This is a genomic window from Pseudocitrobacter sp. RIT415 (genome assembly GCF_003057695.2).
GTDB lineage: Bacteria > Pseudomonadota > Gammaproteobacteria > Enterobacterales > Enterobacteriaceae > Pseudocitrobacter > Pseudocitrobacter faecalis.
On record NZ_QBJC02000013.1, the window covers coordinates 52749 to 68822 of the forward strand.

Here is a 16074-nt window from a genome sequence, read left to right on the forward strand (position 1 = left end):
TCAATAAGCGAGAAAACACAAATATTGCGTCAGGTCACTTTTACCCCGGCAAAGCCCATTTTTTTTCGCTAAATCATTTACAGGCTTAAAGATAGCTCATCTGTATGCATAGAGGATTGGCGATTTAACATGATTGCCGTAGAATGCCAGGCCTTAATATGTGTCAGACCTCTATACATTTAATAAAGGTGGTTAACCACAAACCCCGCATCGGTAAGCCATCCGGTGCGTCTGAATGGGACAGAGTAAAAAATTGAATACACAATCGCGTTCGCTTTCACCGCTGGTGCAACTGGCGGGAATTCGCAAAGGCTTCGATGGTAAAACGGTCATCTCCGATCTGAACCTGACCATCAATAACGGCGAGTTCCTTACGCTGCTTGGGCCCTCTGGCTGCGGTAAAACAACCGTCCTTCGTCTTATTGCGGGTCTGGAAAATGTAGACTCAGGGACGATTCATCTGGAAAATCAGGATATTACTAATATCCCGGCTGAAGATCGCCACGTGAACACCGTTTTCCAGAGTTATGCGCTTTTCCCGCACATGTCCGTCTTCGAAAACGTGGCATTTGGCTTGCGCATGCAGAAAACCCCTGCCGATCAAATTACCCCTCGCGTAACCGACGCGCTGCGAATGGTGCAACTGGAAGAGTTCGCTGAGCGCAAGCCGCATCAGCTCTCCGGTGGCCAGCAGCAGCGCGTGGCGATTGCCCGTGCGGTGGTCAATAAACCGAGTTTACTGTTGCTGGACGAATCGCTCTCGGCGCTCGACTACAAACTGCGTAAGCAGATGCAGAACGAACTCAAAGCATTGCAGCGTAAGCTTGGCATCACCTTTGTGTTTGTTACGCACGATCAGGAAGAAGCGCTCACCATGTCCGACCGTATTGTCGTGATGCGCGACGGACGTATTGAGCAGGACGGCACGCCACGTGAAATTTATGAAGAGCCGAAAAACCTGTTCGTCGCCAGTTTCATTGGCGAGATCAATATTTTCGACGCGACCGTCATTGAGCGCCTTGATGAACGGCGGGTTCGCGCCAACGTCGAAGGTCGCGAGTGTAATATTGACGTCAATTTCCCGGTCACGCCTGGCCAGAAGCTGAATGTGCTGCTGCGCCCGGAGGATCTGCGTGTTGATGAAATCAACCACAACGATCATATTGAAGGTCTGATTGGCTACGTCCGCGAGCGCAACTATAAGGGCATGACGCTGGAATCGGTCGTCGAGCTGGAAAACGGCAAGATGGTGCTGGTCAGTGAATTCTTTAATGAAGATGACCCGGACTTCGACCATTCGCTCGATCAAAAAATGGCTATCAACTGGGTAGAAAGCTGGGAGGTCGTACTGGCTGATGAAGAACACAAGTAAGTTCCAGAATGTGGTGATTGCCACAATCGTCGGTTGGCTTGTGTTATTTGTCTTTCTGCCCAACCTGATGATCATCGGTACCAGCTTTCTGACCCGTGACGACGCCAGTTTCGTCAAAATGGTCTTTACGCTGGATAACTACGCGCGCCTGCTCGACCCGCTTTACTTCGAGGTGCTGCTGCACTCGCTGAATATGGCGCTCATCGCCACGCTGGCCTGCCTGGTGCTGGGTTATCCGTTTGCCTGGTTTCTGGCGAAGCTGCCGCAGAAGGTGCGCCCGCTGCTGCTATTTCTGCTGATCGTCCCCTTCTGGACGAACTCGTTGATTCGCATCTACGGCCTGAAGATTTTTCTCAGTACCAAAGGCTATCTGAACGAGTTTTTGCTATGGCTGGGCATTATCGATACGCCGATTCGCATCATGTTCACGCCGAGCGCGGTCATCATTGGCCTGGTCTATATCCTGTTGCCGTTTATGGTGATGCCGCTCTACTCCAGCATCGAAAAACTCGATAAACCCCTGCTGGAAGCGGCGAAGGATCTGGGGGCCAATAAACTGCAAACATTCATCCGCATTATCCTTCCGTTGACGATGCCTGGCATTATCGCAGGCTGTCTGCTGGTCATGCTGCCGGCGATGGGGCTGTTCTACGTCTCTGACCTGATGGGTGGCGCGAAAAACCTGCTTATTGGTAACGTTATTAAGAGCCAGTTCCTTAATATTCGCGACTGGCCGTTCGGTGCGGCCACCAGCATTACATTGACCGTAGTGATGGGGCTAATGCTGCTGGTTTACTGGCGCGCCTCGCGTCTGCTGAACAAAAAGGTGGAGCTGGAATGATCGGTAAACTGCTGCGCGGCGGTTTTATGACCGCCATTTACGCTTATCTCTACATCCCGATTATTATTTTGATCGTGAACTCCTTTAACAGCTCGCGTTTCGGGATTAACTGGCAGGGTTTCACCACCAACTGGTATAGCCTGTTGATGAACAATGACAGCCTGCTGCAGGCCGCCCAACACTCGCTAACGATGGCTATTTTCTCGGCCACCTTCGCCACGCTGATTGGTTCGCTGACGGCGGTGGCGCTCTACCGCTACCGTTTTCGCGGCAAACCGTTTGTCAGCGGCATGCTGTTCGTGGTGATGATGTCGCCGGACATCGTGATGGCCATCTCGCTGCTGGTACTGTTTATGCTACTGGGGATCCAGCTCGGCTTCTGGTCGCTGCTGTTCTCGCATATCACCTTCTGCCTGCCGTTTGTGGTGGTCACCGTCTACTCGCGCCTGAAAGGGTTTGATGTGCGGATGCTGGAAGCGGCGAAAGATTTAGGTGCCAGCGAATTCACCATCCTGCGTAAAATCATTTTACCGCTGGCGATGCCTGCGGTGGCCGCCGGCTGGCTGTTGAGCTTCACGCTCTCGATGGATGATGTGGTGGTTTCGTCGTTTGTGACCGGGCCGGGCTATGAAATTTTACCATTGAAGATTTACTCAATGGTGAAAGTGGGCGTATCGCCGGAAGTGAATGCGCTGGCGACGATTTTACTGGTGCTGTCACTGGTACTGGTGATTGCCAGCCAGCTTATCGCACGCGATAAAACGAAAGGTCTGGCGCGCCAGGCATAATGGGAATTGGCCTGAATTCAGGCCAATCAACACAGCAGCCTTTCGGGGCTCAATCAGGGGACGTTAAATGAAAAAATGGTCACGCCACCTGCTCGCAGCGGGTGCTTTAGCACTGGGAATGAGCACCGCTCACGCTGATGACACGAAAACCCTCTACTTCTACAACTGGACGGAATATGTTCCGCCGGGACTGCTAGAACAGTTCACGAAAGAGACGGGCATCAAGGTTATCTATTCGACCTATGAATCGAATGAAACCATGTACGCCAAACTCAAAACCTACAAAGACGGCGCCTATGACCTGGTGGTGCCTTCCACCTACTACGTCGATAAAATGCGCAAAGAGGGTATGATCCAGAAGATCGATAAGACGAAGTTAACCAACTTCAACAACCTCGATCCGGAAATGCTCAATAAACCGTTCGACCCGAATAATGATTACTCCATTCCGTATATCTGGGGGGCGACCGCTATCGGTGTAAACAGCGACAGTATCGATCCGAAAAGCATCACCAGTTGGGCCGATCTGTGGAAGCCAGAATATAAAAATAGCCTGCTGTTAACCGACGATGCGCGCGAAGTATTCCAGATGGCGCTGCGCAAGCTGGGTTATTCAGGCAACACCACCGATCCAAAAGAGATTGAAGCGGCCTATAACGAGCTGAAAAAACTGATGCCAAATGTGGCCGCCTTCAACTCGGATAACCCGGCAAACCCGTATATGGAAGGCGAAGTGAATCTGGGTATGGTGTGGAACGGCTCGGCGTGGGTCGCGCGTCAGAACGGCACGCCGCTGGAGGTCGTCTGGCCGAAAGAAGGTGGAATTTTCTGGATGGATAGCCTATCAATTCCAGCAAATGCCAAAAACAAGGAAGGTGCGCTGAAGCTCATCAACTTCCTGCTACGCCCGGAAGTGGCAAAACAGGTCGCGGAAACCATCGGCTACCCAACGCCAAACCTCGCGGCACGTAAGCTGCTGAGCCCGGACGTGGCTAACGATAAATCGCTCTACCCTGACGCTGATACCATCAGCAAAGGCGAATGGCAGAACGACGTTGGTGCGGCCAGCGCGATTTATGAAGAGTATTATCAGAAGTTGAAGGCGGGACGGTAATCCGTTCCAGCGTCGGGGTAAAGGGTAGCCCCGACGCTTTCATCCGTTTTCAACTGCGATTATTTGTGCTTCGACCTAAAGAAATCAGCGCAACGGTTATAGCTCATATTGCGTAACCACACTTGCTCAACCAGCTCGCCATACTGATTGTTCACCCATGAATATCCCTCAGTAAACCCTTTTTCATCCTGAGCCAGGCAGGCTGTGGTCATATATTCTGTCGCGATTTGCGGTGTGGGGTATGCTTTATAGCGATCGTGCCACCCCGTCTTCATCGTCTCCCATGAAATGATTTGCCCCGCATCCAGTAACTCCATCATTTCCGGTTGGAATGATAATGCGTTATACCATACATAGGAATAATACGATTTGCCTGATTGCGCCGATGTTCTGCTCGCCGCAAGTTGTGCAATTTTTTCAACGAGCTCAGGAGACCCGCCCCATTTCGGTAGGCTGCCTTCCATGGCATCGAGATAGATATTTTGGTGGGTAGGATATTTTTGGCTACCCTCTTCCAGGGTTTTCATTAATAATTCATGGTCGTTAAGATTTCGTGCCACCGATATCATTAACTGATACCACATAGGATCTTTATCTGCGATATTTTTATGTTTTAATAAATAGCTTTTTTCTTGTTCAATCAATGCTTTGAATTTTGGCCATACATCTTCATCAACCGTTTCTGCAGCCCCTTCTCCGCGCAGGTAGAAAGCCTTAGAACTATAGCTACTCGCCTTGAGCATCATCGCGACCGTGGAGTCTGGGTTAGCTTTTAGCCAGTCATCTGCTGTAGATTCACCGCCATCAGGTTTACTGACATTATTATCAGTAACCGCAAGGTACGCTAAGATAAGTTTATGTGTTCCATTACTGGTTGAAGGAAAACCATTAACATAGCTGGAAAACAATGTATCAAGCTTTGACCATTTTTCTTTAAAAACCATATCAATAATTGGCTGCTGAATCTCCATTCGCTCTTGTTCTTCATCGGCAGCTCGTGCTGAATTCATTGATACTACAAATAAAGCCATCGGTAATATTTTAAAAAAACACTTTAGCATCAGTTCACTCCTTGAAAATGACTTATACACCGCTGCATTATAGACATTTAAAAAAATAAATCATCCTGTTCCAGAAAAACCTCAGCGGGATAGTTGCCTTGGCCAAAAATACTGCACATTAAATTCATAACTATTATTATAGAGAATAGAATAATCAAGAATTGCATGGTGGATATCCACCGCCTGCGTTTCCATTCTCATGACCGGATCTTTAACGCTAATATTCAGTATCTGCGCCACCTCTTGATTCGCCAGCTCGGTCGAAAATGTTTCAAACGATCCTGATAGGATTATTCCACACACGCGTTCAAAAAAATCAAACTTTGATTTATTCATATCGCTGATTGTTAGCTGCGGAAACCGTGTGACCGAAAGCCAGGTGTTTTCCAGTTGCATAGGAATATTATCGATGAGGCGTATTCGTTTCACCTGATAAACCCACTCGCCGGACGCAATGTTTAGTTTTGCGGCGATCTCCTCCGTGGCGGGCAACGCTTCAAACTTCAGTACGCGACTGGTGGATGGCTTACCATGCAGGCGCGCAATTTCGCTAAAGCCCATCGAGGTATTGACCTGCGGCGTAAATTTCTTACCGCACAAGAAGCTTCCGGCACCCTTTCGTGTCTCAATGATGCCCTCTGCAGCCAGTTCCGCCAGTGCTTTACGGATAGTATTGCGCGACACATCCCAGCGCTGGGCCAGTTGATATTCAGGAGGTAAAGCTTCACCCACAGAAATATTATTCTTGGTAATTAATTCCCGAATCGCCTTAATGATATTTTTATAAATCATCTCGAATTCAATCCATAAAAGAACAACTTTCAGACATCTTAAATCCAGCGATATCAATTAACTATCTTTTTTCTGACTGAAATGCACGCCAGATGTTCATTTTCTGCTTTAGAGTAGAACAGGTTGTTATGTTTAAAGATTGATACGCTTAACATATTCCCGTTTTGATAATCACAAAAATAACGACAACCTTGGCCAATTAAATATATTTATCATGAATAAATTTGAGAAAGCTTTTCAGAAATTAGATCCTATTATTGCCGCTCTGGGGCGCAGCCCATGGTTGCAAACCATCTCTGTATCAATGGTTTCCACCATCGCTATTACGCTTATCGGCTCGATTAGCGTGTTGCTTATCGTTTTCCCCATCGATAGCGTGCATCAATTCTTTGTCGCAACAAAGATGGTTCCGGTATTCAGCGGCGTCGCCACCTGCACACTGGGTATGCTGGCACTCTACGTCACCTTTTTTATGGCACGCCATCTGGTCAGTCATTATGACGTCGAAGTCGACGGCTCCCTCTGCGGCATTGCCGCCGTGATGGCCTTTTTGATCGTCACGCCGCTGGCGGATGCCGAAGGCAATATCAGCGCCATTCCTCTTACCTGGCTCGGCGTGCAGGGGGTTTTCTCGGCCATGCTGATCGGCCTTGGCGTTGGACGGCTGTTCATCTTTGTGGTGCAACGCGGCTGGACAATAAAAATGCCAAAAGGCGTCCCGCCCATGATCAGCCGTGTCTTTCAGGGGCTATTACCCTTTCTGACCGTAGGCCTGGTGGCGATGCTGATTAACCGCGCCTTTATGGAAACACCCTGGGGCAGTTTCCACCAATGCATCTATACGCTGATTCAGCAACCCCTGAAAGGGCTGGGCGGAAGCCTGCTGGCATTCCTGCTGGTAACGTTGATTATGCAGATCTTCTGGTTTTTGGGCATTCACGGAACCAATGTCGTGCTGCCGCTGGTGACGCCCATCTGGCTGGCCATGGATCTTGAAAATCTGGCTGCCTGGCAGAACGGTCAGGAACTGCCTAATGTGTTGGGCCTGGCATTCTTTAATATCGTCACCTGGGGGGGGCTGGCGCTGGGGCTGGTACTGCTGATGTGCCTGTCACGCAGTAAGCAATTTAAACAGGTAGGCCGTCTGGCACTCACGCCAGCCCTCTTTGGCATCACTGAACCTGTTATTTTCGGTACCCCCTTGGTGATGAACTATCACCTGATGGTGCCTTTTATCACCAATAACGCGATTGCGATAACGCTTTCCTGGGCGCTGATCAAGATGGGACTGGTCGCCAAAATTGTCGGCGCGCAAACCATTTTCGGCCTGCCGCTGGGCTTTTTTGCCTCTATTGGCGGCGCGACCTCCATTATTCTCCTGCATCTTTTTTTACAGCTGATTCTTTCCCCCTTACTGTGGTTCCCGTGGTTTAAGCTGGCGGAAAAAGCGGCGCTGAAGCGTGAAACAGAGGAAACCCACTGATGAGCAGAATCACCACGCTGCTGGCGCAAATGACGCTGGAGGAAAAAGTCGGCCAGCTAGTGCAGCTTTCCGGCGAGTTTTTTGTCGACGAGCCTCAGCTTACTGTTGGCCCAAAAGCGAAGCTTGGCATCAGCCAGCAACAGGTTCAGTGTGCTGGCTCGGTTTTGAACGTCTCAGGCGCGAAAAAGACGCGTCATATTCAGGAGCAGTATCTGCAAAACAGCCGTTTGAAAATTCCGCTGCTGTTTATGGCGGATATCGTATACGGCTATCGCACCGTTTTCCCCATCCCGCTGGCGCTGGGCTGTAGCTGGTCGCCCACGCTAATTGAACGCTGCTGTCAGGTGGCGGCGAAAGAAGGCGTCAGCGCAGGCAGTCATGTGACCTTTGCGCCGATGGCCGATCTGGTTCGCGATGCGCGCTGGGGCCGCTGTATGGAGTCGACAGGGGAAGATCCGCTACTCAACAGCCGTATGGTCAGCGCCTGTGTGCGCGGCTTTCAGCACAACCTGGAACGCGGTGAAGGACTGGCGGCCTGTGTGAAGCATTTCGCCGGATATGGCGCGCCTGTCGCCGGGCGCGATTACAACACCGTTGAGCTTTCTCGTCAGTCCCTTTTCGACGATTATCTCCCGTCTTATCTTGCCGCAGTTAAGGCAGGCTGCAAACTGGTGATGTCAGCCTTCAATACAATCGATGGCATTCCCGCCAGCGCGAATCGCTGGTTGTTGCAAACCATCTTGCGCGATCGCTGGCAGTTCGACGGCGTGACCATCGCCGACTATGCCGCCGTCAAGGAACTCATCCCTCACGGCGTGGCAGAGGATGAGCGCCATGCCAGCCAACTGGCCTTTCTCGCCGGGCTGGATATCGACATGAAATCGCCCTGCTATGTCAATTATCTGGCCGGGCTGGTGAATGAAGGCGTTATTCCAATGAAGCGGCTGGATCAGGCAGTAACACGCGTATTGCAACTTAAAGAAACCCTGGGGTTGTTTGACGACCCGTTTCGCGGCGCATCAGAAGAAAAAGAACGGGCATGGTTTTATCACCCGGATCATCTGGCGCTGGCACGGGAAACCGCTGCCCGCAGCCTTGTACTGTTAAAAAACGACAACGCCGTGCTTCCGCTGAAACCCGGCATAAAAGTCGCGCTGATTGGCCCCTATGCCGATAATCCGGATATTATTGGCCTGTGGGCGGTCTATGGCGAGAAGTCACGCAGTGTCACCCTGAAACAGGCACTTAATGAGGTGATCACATCGGAAGAGCTGCTAAGTACGCAGGGCTGCGATCTGCTGCTTAATTATGATTTTCTTGGTGAATTTGGTGCCACCACCCAGGTTGATGCGCAATTCTGCATGAGTGAAGAACAACGGCAAACCGAGCAGGCGCGCGCATTGCAGTATGCGCGTGAGGCCGATGTCGTGCTGCTGGCTATGGGTGAGCACATGATGCAGAGCGGTGAAGCCGCAAGCCGCACCGATATCCATCTCCCGCGACATCAGGTTTCGTTCATTCAGGCGATCGCGCAGGCCGCGAAGAAAACGGTATTGATCCTGTTCAACGGTCGTCCACTGGTGCTAAGCGATGTCGTGGAGCATGTTGATGCCGTCATTGAGGCGTGGTTTCCCGGCAGTGAAGGTGGGCACGCGATCGCTGATGTACTGTACGGCAAATCGAACCCGAGCGGACGTCTGGCGATGAGTTTCCCACGTGCAAACGGCCAGGTGCCGATTTATTACAATGCACTCGCGACCGGCAGGCCCGCGGATAAGTCCGACCACAGCCCCCGGTTTATTTCAAAATATCTCGATTGCCCCACTACGCCACTCTTCCCGTTTGGCTTCGGGCTCTCATGGCATCGTGTCGAACTCAGCGAATTAACCCTCGCCGCACAATTTAGCGCAGGCGAAACGCTGAGTGTGGGTATTACGGTGCGAAATCTGACGTCACATGCCGGCATTGAGACAGTCCAGCTCTATCTCCGCGATTGCGTCGCCAGCGTCGCGCGTCCGGTCATGATGCTGAAGGATTTCAGGCAGATCGCCTTACGCGGCGACGAAACGCGACGGGTGATTTTTGAGGTGAGCGAGGAGATGCTCGCGTTCTACAACGCGGATGGCGAGCAGGTTATTGAACCCGGGAGATTCAACATTTTCGTCGGCACCAGTAGCGTAGACGTACTGGAGGGCGAATTTATCTACCGCGCAGATTAAGCGACTGCCACCCGGCGAACATCGCCGGGTGGCAGGATTACATTTTTTGCAGCAGTTTTTCCACGAATGCCGGCACCACTTCACTCGCCAGCCCGTAGTACTTCTCTTCAAATTCGCTGCCCACCTGGCTGGGTTCGAGATTAAGCTCCACGGTTTTCGCGCCGTGAAGTTTCGCTTCATGCACAAAACCTGCCGCCGGATAGACGTGACCGGAGGTTCCAATGGCGATGAAAATATCGGCCATAGAGAGCGCCAGATAGATGTGGTCCATCTCAAACGGCATCTCGCCAAACCAGACGATATGAGGACGCAGCGGCGCCGGGAACTGACAGCAATGACATTTGTCGTCCGGCGTCACATCATCAGTCCAGTCCAGCACTTGCCCGCTCTGCGTGCAACGCACTTTGAGCAATTCGCCGTGCATATGCAGCACATTTTTGCTGCCAGCGCGCTCGTGCAGATTGTCGATATTTTGCGTCACCAGCATAAAGTTATCGCCCAGCGCCTCTTCCAGCTTCGCCAGCGCGATATGCGCAGCATTCGGCTGGATTTCAGGTTGCTGGAGCTGTCTGCGGCGCGCATTGTAAAACGCCTGAACCAGCGCCGGATCGCGCTGGAATCCTTCCGGCGTGGCGACATCTTCAACCCGATGCTCTTCCCACAATCCATCAGCCGCGCGAAACGTGCGAATACCCGATTCAGCCGAAATACCGGCGCCCGTTAGCACAAGAACTCTTGGTTTATCCATATGCTCTGGTATCACCCTGTCAGTGAAAAAAATCCGCTGGCGCAGACGCTGGCGCAGCTGACGTTTATTCCGACGAAAACGGCTCAATCGATGTAAGCGGCGCGACTGCATATCTACTCCATGTATTAGTTTGTGAGATGAAGGAAGGCAGCGCCGCGCATTCCTCCCGCGTCACCGTGCCTTGCGCGTTCTATGCGCGGTACGGCAGCGACGGGGAGTAAATGGCGCGGCAGGCGCTGCGCAAGCCCATCTGTAATAGCTGAAAAGTTTGATAACCCGCCACCGAGAACCACTAAATCAGGGTCCACGATAGTTAAAATATTGCCCAGGCACACCGCCAGAAGATCCAGATAGCGCTCAACGTGTTCACGCGCCTGCCTGTCGCCCTGCTCCCACAATGCGACAATCTCCGGTGAGGTGCGTTGCTGGTGATAAAAATGTGCATAAAGCCAGGCGAATCCGCGCCCGGAAAGGTAATTTTCGATACAGCCCCGTTGCCCGCAGCCGCAGCGGGTTAACGGAAAATCACGCCCCACCACCTCTAACGCATCCACCGGCAAGCGGATATGACCGAACTCTCCGGTAATATAGCGATGGCCGGTAATCGATTTGCCGTTCTGCACAATGCCGCCACCGACGCCGGTGCCCAGAATTAACCCCATCACCAGCGGGTATTGGGTGAATTCATCGTCCCACGCTTCTGAGATAGCGAAGCAGTTTGCGTCGTTATCAAGACGGACATCGCGCTCTAGCAACCGAGTCAGGTCTGCGCGCAGCGGTTTACCCGTAGCGGCAGGCACGTTGGCCGCATACAGCGTACCGTCTTCGGTTTCCGGCATGCCAGGAATACCGATACCCACCGTTCCCTGACAATTGAAGCGCGCATCGGCTTGCGCCACCAGCCCGCAAACGGCGTCAAGAAACGCGTCGTAACTCTCTTTTGGCGTGGCGACACGTGTTTCCCAGACTAACTGTCGCGTCATATCGAACACGCCGAGTGCAATTTTGCTGCCGCCTATATCAAATCCATAATGCATCATCGTAAATTCCTCTTACTGACGCGCGCAGCGGCAAAACTGCACCGTCAGGACGTTAAATTACTGGCCACTCAGCACCCTCGCCGGGTCGATACGGCTGGCGCGGCGAGCCGGATACCAGCTCGCCAGCAAACTCAGCAGCAGTGCGGTGACCAGCACATAAAAGACATCCAGCCAGTGAAGTTCAGACGGCAGGAAGTCAATAAAATAGATATCACCAGACAAAAATTTATGGCGCGTAACGCCTTCAATCCACTTGATAATCGGCGTCAGATTCAGCGCGCACAGCACGCCAATCACCACACCGAGAAGGCTGCCCAGCAGGCCAGCGAGTAAACCATACCACACGAAAATCGCGCGGATCAGCCCGTCTTTTGCGCCCAATGTGCGCAGCACCGCAATATCGCTACTTTTATCTTTCACCGCCATCACCAATGTCGAGACGATGTTAAAGCACGCCACGCCGATCACCAGCACCATCGCCAGATACATAATCGCGCGGATCATTTGGATATCGCGGTACATATAGCCGTAGGTGCCAATCCAGCTCTGAATCGTGACATAGCTGTTGGTCACTTCCCCTGCCGAACGCACCAGTTTATTGGCGTTAAAGACATCGTTAACTTTAATAGCGATGCCCGTGACACTGTCACCCATTTCCAGATACTGCTGAGCATCCTGCAGTGGAATCATGGCAAAGCTATGATCGAGCTGGCCGCTAAGCTGCAAAATGCCGGAGACATGCAGACGAATGCGTTTAGGTTGCAGCAACTTATGTTCTGCGTTGGCATTCGGGATCATGATGGTCAGCCAGTCGCCCTGCTTCACCTTCAGCGCATCCGCCACGCCTTTGCCGATGATGATTTGCTGGCTACCGGCCTTGAAGTCGCTCCAGCTTTCGCCCTGCACAAATTTCGGCAACGCGCTTAAACGGCTTTCCTGCGCAGGATCGACACCTTTCACCTGTATCGCGCGCATATTGCTACCGCTTTCCACCAGCCCGGTGAAGGTAATGTACGGTGCCGCCGCCGCGATGCCGTTCACTTTTTCAACCTGCGGCAGGATGGTGCGCCAGTTGCTCCACGGCTGGTTTACCGCTTCAATTTGCCCGTGCGGCACCACGGCCAGTACGCGATTGTTAAGCTCGCGTTCAAAGCCGTTCATGGCGCTTAAACCGAGGATCAATACCGCGACACCCAGCGCGATACCGACGGTGGAAATCACGGAGATCAGTGACACCATGCCGCTGCGGCGACGCCCACGGCTAAAGCGCAGGCCAATGAGAAGGGAGAGAGACGGAGCCATCAATCTGCTCCCATCAGGGATAACTGATCGGTAAGACGGCCATCGCGCATCTCAAGCTGGCGTCCCATACGTTTCGCCAGTTGCAGGTCATGGGTAACCACCAGAAACGCCGTTCCCTGCGACTGATTCAATTCCCCCAGCAGTTTAAATATGCTGTCAGCGTTTTTGGCATCCAGGTTGCCGGTCGGTTCATCCGCCAGCACCAGACGCGGGTTGTTAACCAGCGCACGGGCAATTGCCACGCGCTGGCGCTCACCACCCGAAAGTTCTGACGGGCGATGACGCGCACGATGTCCAAGCCCTACGGCGTTCAGCATCTCTAAGGCGCGTGCGTTGATTTCCGCCGATTTTTTCTTGCCAATAAGCAGTGGCATCGCCACATTTTCCAGCGCGGTGAAATCGGGCAGCAGATGATGGAACTGATAAATAAAGCCCAGCTTCTGGTTACGCAACTCAGCTTTTGCCGCCGAAGAGAGCTTGCTCATCGGCTGACCGCTGAAAATAACATCACCGGAGGTCGGCGTATCGAGCCCACCCAGCAGGTGCAGCAGCGTACTTTTACCGGAGCCGGAGCTACCGACAATCGCCATCATCTCGCCTTCGCCTACGTTAAAGCTCACATTGTGCAGCACGTCGGTTTGCACAGAGCCTTCCTGATAGCGTTTGCACAGGTTGTCGCATTGCAACAGGATCTTATTCATAACGTAAAGCCTCAGCGGGTTGAGTGGCGGCAGCGCGCCAGGAAGGATAAAGCGTAGAGAGTAACGCCAGCGCCATCGCCACCAGCGCAATCACGATGACCTGCAACGGGTCGATAGCTACCGGCAGCGCCGCGCCATCGAGAAACGCGCCGATAACTGGCATTAAGTTATTAAGCTGGCTGGCGAGCAACACGCCCAGTACGGCGCCAAGCAGCGCACCAATCACGCCCGCGCTCGCGCCCTGAACCATAAAGACCATCAGAATTTGACGTGGTGTCAGCCCCTGGGTTTGCAGAATGGCGACTTCGCCCTGCTTTTCCATCACCATCAACCCCAGAGAGGTAATGATATTGAAGGCCGCCACCGCGATGATCAGGCTCAGCAGCAGCCCCATCATGTTTTTCTCCATGCGCACTGCCTGGAACAGCTCGCCTTTACGCTCGCGCCAGTCCTGCCATTTGGTGCCTTCCGGCAGCGTTTGCTGGCTAAGAGTGTCAACCTGCAACGGCTTATCAAGCCACAGACGCCAGCCGGTGATATTCCCCGCCGGATAGCGCATTAAGCGCGAGGCGTCCTGAATATTAACCAGCATTTGGTAACCATCGACTTCGCTGCTCGCGGCGAAGGTGCCGATGACATTAAACAGACGCTGGCTCGGAACGCGGCCCATCGGCGTAAACTGACTGGCCGACGGCACCATCACGCGCAGTTGGTCGCCACGATTAACGCCCAGTTGCCCCGCTAGCTGTTCACCAAGAATAACGTTGTATTTGCCCGCTTCCAGCGCACTCTGTTTGACGTTGACCAGATATGGCGTCAGCGGATCTTTCTGGGCGGGATCAACCCCCAGCATCACGCCAACCGAGACATTGCGCGCGCTTTGCAGCACCACATCGCCGGTGGTTAACGGTGCAACCCGCGTGACGCCCTGAAGCTTAACGTCTTTCTCAGGCAGCGTTTGGGGATTGAGTGAACCGTTATCAGCGGTCAGGATGGCCTGGGGCATCAGCCCCAGAATGTTGTTTTGCAGCTCGCGTTCAAAACCGTTCATCACCGAAAGCACGGTGACCAGCGCCATTACGCCAAGCGTAATGCCGATTGTCGACAGCCAGGAAACAAAGCGACCGAAGCGGTCCGCTGCACGCCCACGCATGTAACGCAGGCCAATGAATAGTGCGACAGGTTGATACATGTAATCCGTCTTTGCTGATAGCAGAGGCATGAGTATATAAGCGAAAGCAAAGAGCGTAAATGAGTGAAACAGTAAGTTTTCGTCATTGCCCGGTTAAAATATTCCTAAAAATCAAGCAACTGGTTCCAGATTAGCAGATAAAACAGACGATTGATGTCCACAATAACGTGGAAATAAAGGGCTATCTGTTACCTGATCCTTTTCTGAAAATGGTCTGAATACAGACTGTTACCCATTACATCCTTTTTTATGGCCTTCAGGATAACGCCTTATTTTTTGGCAACAAAGGCTCGGCGACATGCAAAAAAAGACACTCTGGATCAATCAGATAAAAGGGCTATGCATCTGCCTGGTGGTGGTGTACCACTCGGTAATTACCTTCTATCCGCATCTCTCTGCGTTCCAGCATCCCTTGTCAGAGACGCTCTCAAAATGCTGGATCTACTTTAATTTATACCTCGCCCCGTTCCGCATGCCGGTCTTTTTCTTTATCTCGGGCTTTCTCATTCAGCGCTATATTGCCGACGTGCCGTGGAAAGGCTGCGTTGATAAACGCATCTGGAACATCGTTTACGTGTTGGCGCTGTGGGGGCTGTTGCAGTGGCTGGCGCTACGCCAGTTAAACAGCTGGCTGGCGCCGGAGCGCGACCTTGGCAATGCCGCCAACGCCGCCTACGCCGATAACCCCGGCGAGTTTTTGTATGGCATGCTGACCGCCAGCACCAGCCTGTGGTATCTCTACGCGCTGGTGGTCTATTTCGTTATCTGCAAACTGTTCGCACGCGCGAAAGCGCCGCTCATCATCGCGTTAGCCCTTCTCAGCGTGGCAATCAACTTCCTGCCGCTACCGTGGTGGGGAATGAACAGCGTGATGCGTAACGTTATCTATTATGCGCTGGGCGCATGGTACGGCACGGCGATTATGGCCTGGCTAACGACAGCGCTACCACGCAAGGCATTTGTTCCACTTCTGGTTTTCGCGCTCGCCGCCGTAGCACTCTACTTCAAAGGGATACCGCTGCTGATGGCACTGCTGTCGATTTTCGTCATCATGAAGCTGTTCTGGCGAGCCAGTCACGTGATTCAACCGCGCGAAAATAACTGGCTGAACGTTGTAGGTTCAAACACCATCGCCATCTACACCACGCACCGTATTCTGGTCGAAGGCGCAAGCCTGATACTCATCAAACAGGTCAACGGGCATGCGCTTACGGCAACCAGCGAACTGGCGCTGCTGCTCACTTACCCGCTGCTAAGCCTGATCGTGTGTACGTTGTTTGGCCTTTTAGTGCGCCAGATTTCGCGCCGCCTGACGGACGATCTGCTGTTTAGCCCACCGGCAAAACGCGCGCTGGCGACGTCCTGACCCCTCACGCCAGGCTTTCGGGCCTGGCATTGACTCACCTCGATTTTCCGCAGTT

Annotated in this window: 14 protein-coding genes; 7 read left to right on the top strand and 7 right to left on the bottom strand. The window is 52.6% G+C overall.

What is annotated here, in order from left to right; all coding sequences use genetic code 11:
- Positions 1-235 precede the first annotated feature (235 nt).
- The 4 genes from potA (at position 236) to potD (ending at position 4115) form a co-directional block, all read left to right on the top strand.
- Positions 236-1372 (top strand): spermidine/putrescine ABC transporter ATP-binding protein PotA, encoded by a 1137-nt coding sequence (potA, locus tag DBY68_RS14055; protein WP_108475711.1) that lies wholly within the window; start codon positions 236-238, stop codon positions 1370-1372.
- Positions 1356-2213, top strand: coding sequence for a spermidine/putrescine ABC transporter permease PotB (gene potB, locus DBY68_RS14060; RefSeq protein ID WP_108475712.1), 858 nt, complete (start codon positions 1356-1358; stop codon positions 2211-2213). Before potA ends, potB begins: the two co-directional genes overlap by 17 nt.
- Complete coding sequence (gene potC / locus DBY68_RS14065) at positions 2210-3001, top strand: spermidine/putrescine ABC transporter permease PotC (protein ID WP_108475713.1); 792 nt, start codon at positions 2210-2212, stop codon at positions 2999-3001. Before potB ends, potC begins: the two co-directional genes overlap by 4 nt.
- 67 nt (positions 3002-3068) lie before the next feature.
- Positions 3069-4115: a spermidine/putrescine ABC transporter substrate-binding protein PotD gene (gene potD, locus DBY68_RS14070; protein ID WP_108475714.1), complete on the top strand. Its 1047-nt coding sequence runs from the start codon at positions 3069-3071 to the stop codon at positions 4113-4115.
- Positions 4116-4174: 59 nt separating this feature from the next.
- Here the strand turns inward: potD and DBY68_RS14075 are convergent, their stop codons facing one another.
- Both DBY68_RS14075 and DBY68_RS14080 read right to left on the bottom strand, forming a co-directional pair.
- On the bottom strand, positions 4175-5176 hold the full coding sequence (locus DBY68_RS14075; RefSeq protein ID WP_108475715.1) for a DUF4034 domain-containing protein: 1002 nt from the start codon (positions 5174-5176) through the stop codon (positions 4175-4177).
- An 81-nt stretch (positions 5177-5257) separates the two neighbouring features.
- Entirely contained in the window at positions 5258-5968 is a 711-nt protein-coding gene (locus tag DBY68_RS14080) for a GntR family transcriptional regulator (protein ID WP_108475716.1), read from the bottom strand.
- 214 nt (positions 5969-6182) lie between these two features.
- On the opposite strand from DBY68_RS14080, the gene DBY68_RS14085 reads away from it, so the two are divergent.
- Together DBY68_RS14085 and bglX are read left to right on the top strand one after the other, a co-directional pair.
- Positions 6183-7451, top strand: coding sequence for a PTS transporter subunit EIIC (locus DBY68_RS14085; RefSeq protein WP_233503893.1), 1269 nt, complete (start codon positions 6183-6185; stop codon positions 7449-7451).
- Complete coding sequence (gene bglX / locus DBY68_RS14090; RefSeq protein WP_108475717.1) at positions 7451-9670, top strand: beta-glucosidase BglX; 2220 nt, start codon at positions 7451-7453, stop codon at positions 9668-9670. The genes DBY68_RS14085 and bglX overlap by 1 nt, the downstream gene beginning before the upstream one ends.
- A gap of 37 nt (positions 9671-9707) precedes the next feature.
- Here bglX and cobB read toward each other — a convergent pair whose 3' ends face one another.
- Genes cobB through lolC form a run of 5 tightly spaced genes read right to left on the bottom strand, consistent with a single transcriptional unit; the run spans position 9708 to position 14653 of the window.
- Positions 9708-10529, bottom strand: coding sequence for a Sir2 family NAD+-dependent deacetylase (cobB, locus tag DBY68_RS14095; protein ID WP_108475718.1), 822 nt, complete (start codon positions 10527-10529; stop codon positions 9708-9710).
- Between the two features lie 14 nt (positions 10530-10543).
- Positions 10544-11455, bottom strand: a complete 912-nt coding sequence (gene nagK / locus DBY68_RS14100) for an N-acetylglucosamine kinase (RefSeq protein ID WP_108475784.1) — start codon at positions 11453-11455, stop codon at positions 10544-10546.
- Between the two features lie 60 nt (positions 11456-11515).
- The gene (lolE, locus tag DBY68_RS14105) at positions 11516-12760 is read right to left on the bottom strand and encodes a lipoprotein-releasing ABC transporter permease subunit LolE (RefSeq protein ID WP_108475719.1); all 1245 of its coding nucleotides are present in this window, start codon (positions 12758-12760) and stop codon (positions 11516-11518) included.
- On the bottom strand, positions 12760-13461 hold the full coding sequence (lolD, locus tag DBY68_RS14110) for a lipoprotein-releasing ABC transporter ATP-binding protein LolD (RefSeq protein WP_108475720.1): 702 nt from the start codon (positions 13459-13461) through the stop codon (positions 12760-12762). The genes lolE and lolD overlap by 1 nt, the downstream gene beginning before the upstream one ends.
- On the bottom strand, positions 13454-14653 hold the full coding sequence (lolC, locus tag DBY68_RS14115) for a lipoprotein-releasing ABC transporter permease subunit LolC (protein ID WP_108475721.1): 1200 nt from the start codon (positions 14651-14653) through the stop codon (positions 13454-13456). The genes lolD and lolC overlap by 8 nt, the downstream gene beginning before the upstream one ends.
- Before the next feature lie 298 nt (positions 14654-14951).
- On the opposite strand from lolC, the gene DBY68_RS14125 reads away from it, so the two are divergent.
- Positions 14952-16019, top strand: a complete 1068-nt coding sequence (locus DBY68_RS14125; protein WP_108475722.1) for an acyltransferase family protein — start codon at positions 14952-14954, stop codon at positions 16017-16019.
- Positions 16020-16074: the final 55 nt, after the last annotated feature.

Excerpts from the sequence above, each read along its gene's own strand:
- nagK (WP_108475784.1), bottom strand. The coding sequence starts at position 11,455 with ATGCATTATGGATTTGATATAGGCGGCAGCAAAATTGCACTCGGCGTG.
- bglX (WP_108475717.1), top strand. The coding sequence starts at position 7,451 with ATGAGCAGAATCACCACGCTGCTGGCGCAAATGACGCTGGAGGAAAAA.
- potD (WP_108475714.1), top strand. The coding sequence starts at position 3,069 with ATGAAAAAATGGTCACGCCACCTGCTCGCAGCGGGTGCTTTAGCACTG.
- lolD (WP_108475720.1), bottom strand. The coding sequence starts at position 13,461 with ATGAATAAGATCCTGTTGCAATGCGACAACCTGTGCAAACGCTATCAG.
- DBY68_RS14080 (WP_108475716.1), bottom strand. The coding sequence starts at position 5,968 with ATGATTTATAAAAATATCATTAAGGCGATTCGGGAATTAATTACCAAG.
- potB (WP_108475712.1), top strand. The coding sequence starts at position 1,356 with ATGAAGAACACAAGTAAGTTCCAGAATGTGGTGATTGCCACAATCGTC.
- potA (WP_108475711.1), top strand. The coding sequence starts at position 236 with ATGGGACAGAGTAAAAAATTGAATACACAATCGCGTTCGCTTTCACCG.
- DBY68_RS14085 (WP_233503893.1), top strand. The coding sequence starts at position 6,183 with ATGAATAAATTTGAGAAAGCTTTTCAGAAATTAGATCCTATTATTGCC.
- DBY68_RS14075 (WP_108475715.1), bottom strand. The coding sequence starts at position 5,176 with ATGCTAAAGTGTTTTTTTAAAATATTACCGATGGCTTTATTTGTAGTA.
- potC (WP_108475713.1), top strand. The coding sequence starts at position 2,210 with ATGATCGGTAAACTGCTGCGCGGCGGTTTTATGACCGCCATTTACGCT.
- lolE (WP_108475719.1), bottom strand. The coding sequence starts at position 12,760 with ATGGCTCCGTCTCTCTCCCTTCTCATTGGCCTGCGCTTTAGCCGTGGG.
- lolC (WP_108475721.1), bottom strand. The coding sequence starts at position 14,653 with ATGTATCAACCTGTCGCACTATTCATTGGCCTGCGTTACATGCGTGGG.
- cobB (WP_108475718.1), bottom strand. The coding sequence starts at position 10,529 with ATGCAGTCGCGCCGCTTACATCGATTGAGCCGTTTTCGTCGGAATAAA.
- DBY68_RS14125 (WP_108475722.1), top strand. The coding sequence starts at position 14,952 with ATGCAAAAAAAGACACTCTGGATCAATCAGATAAAAGGGCTATGCATC.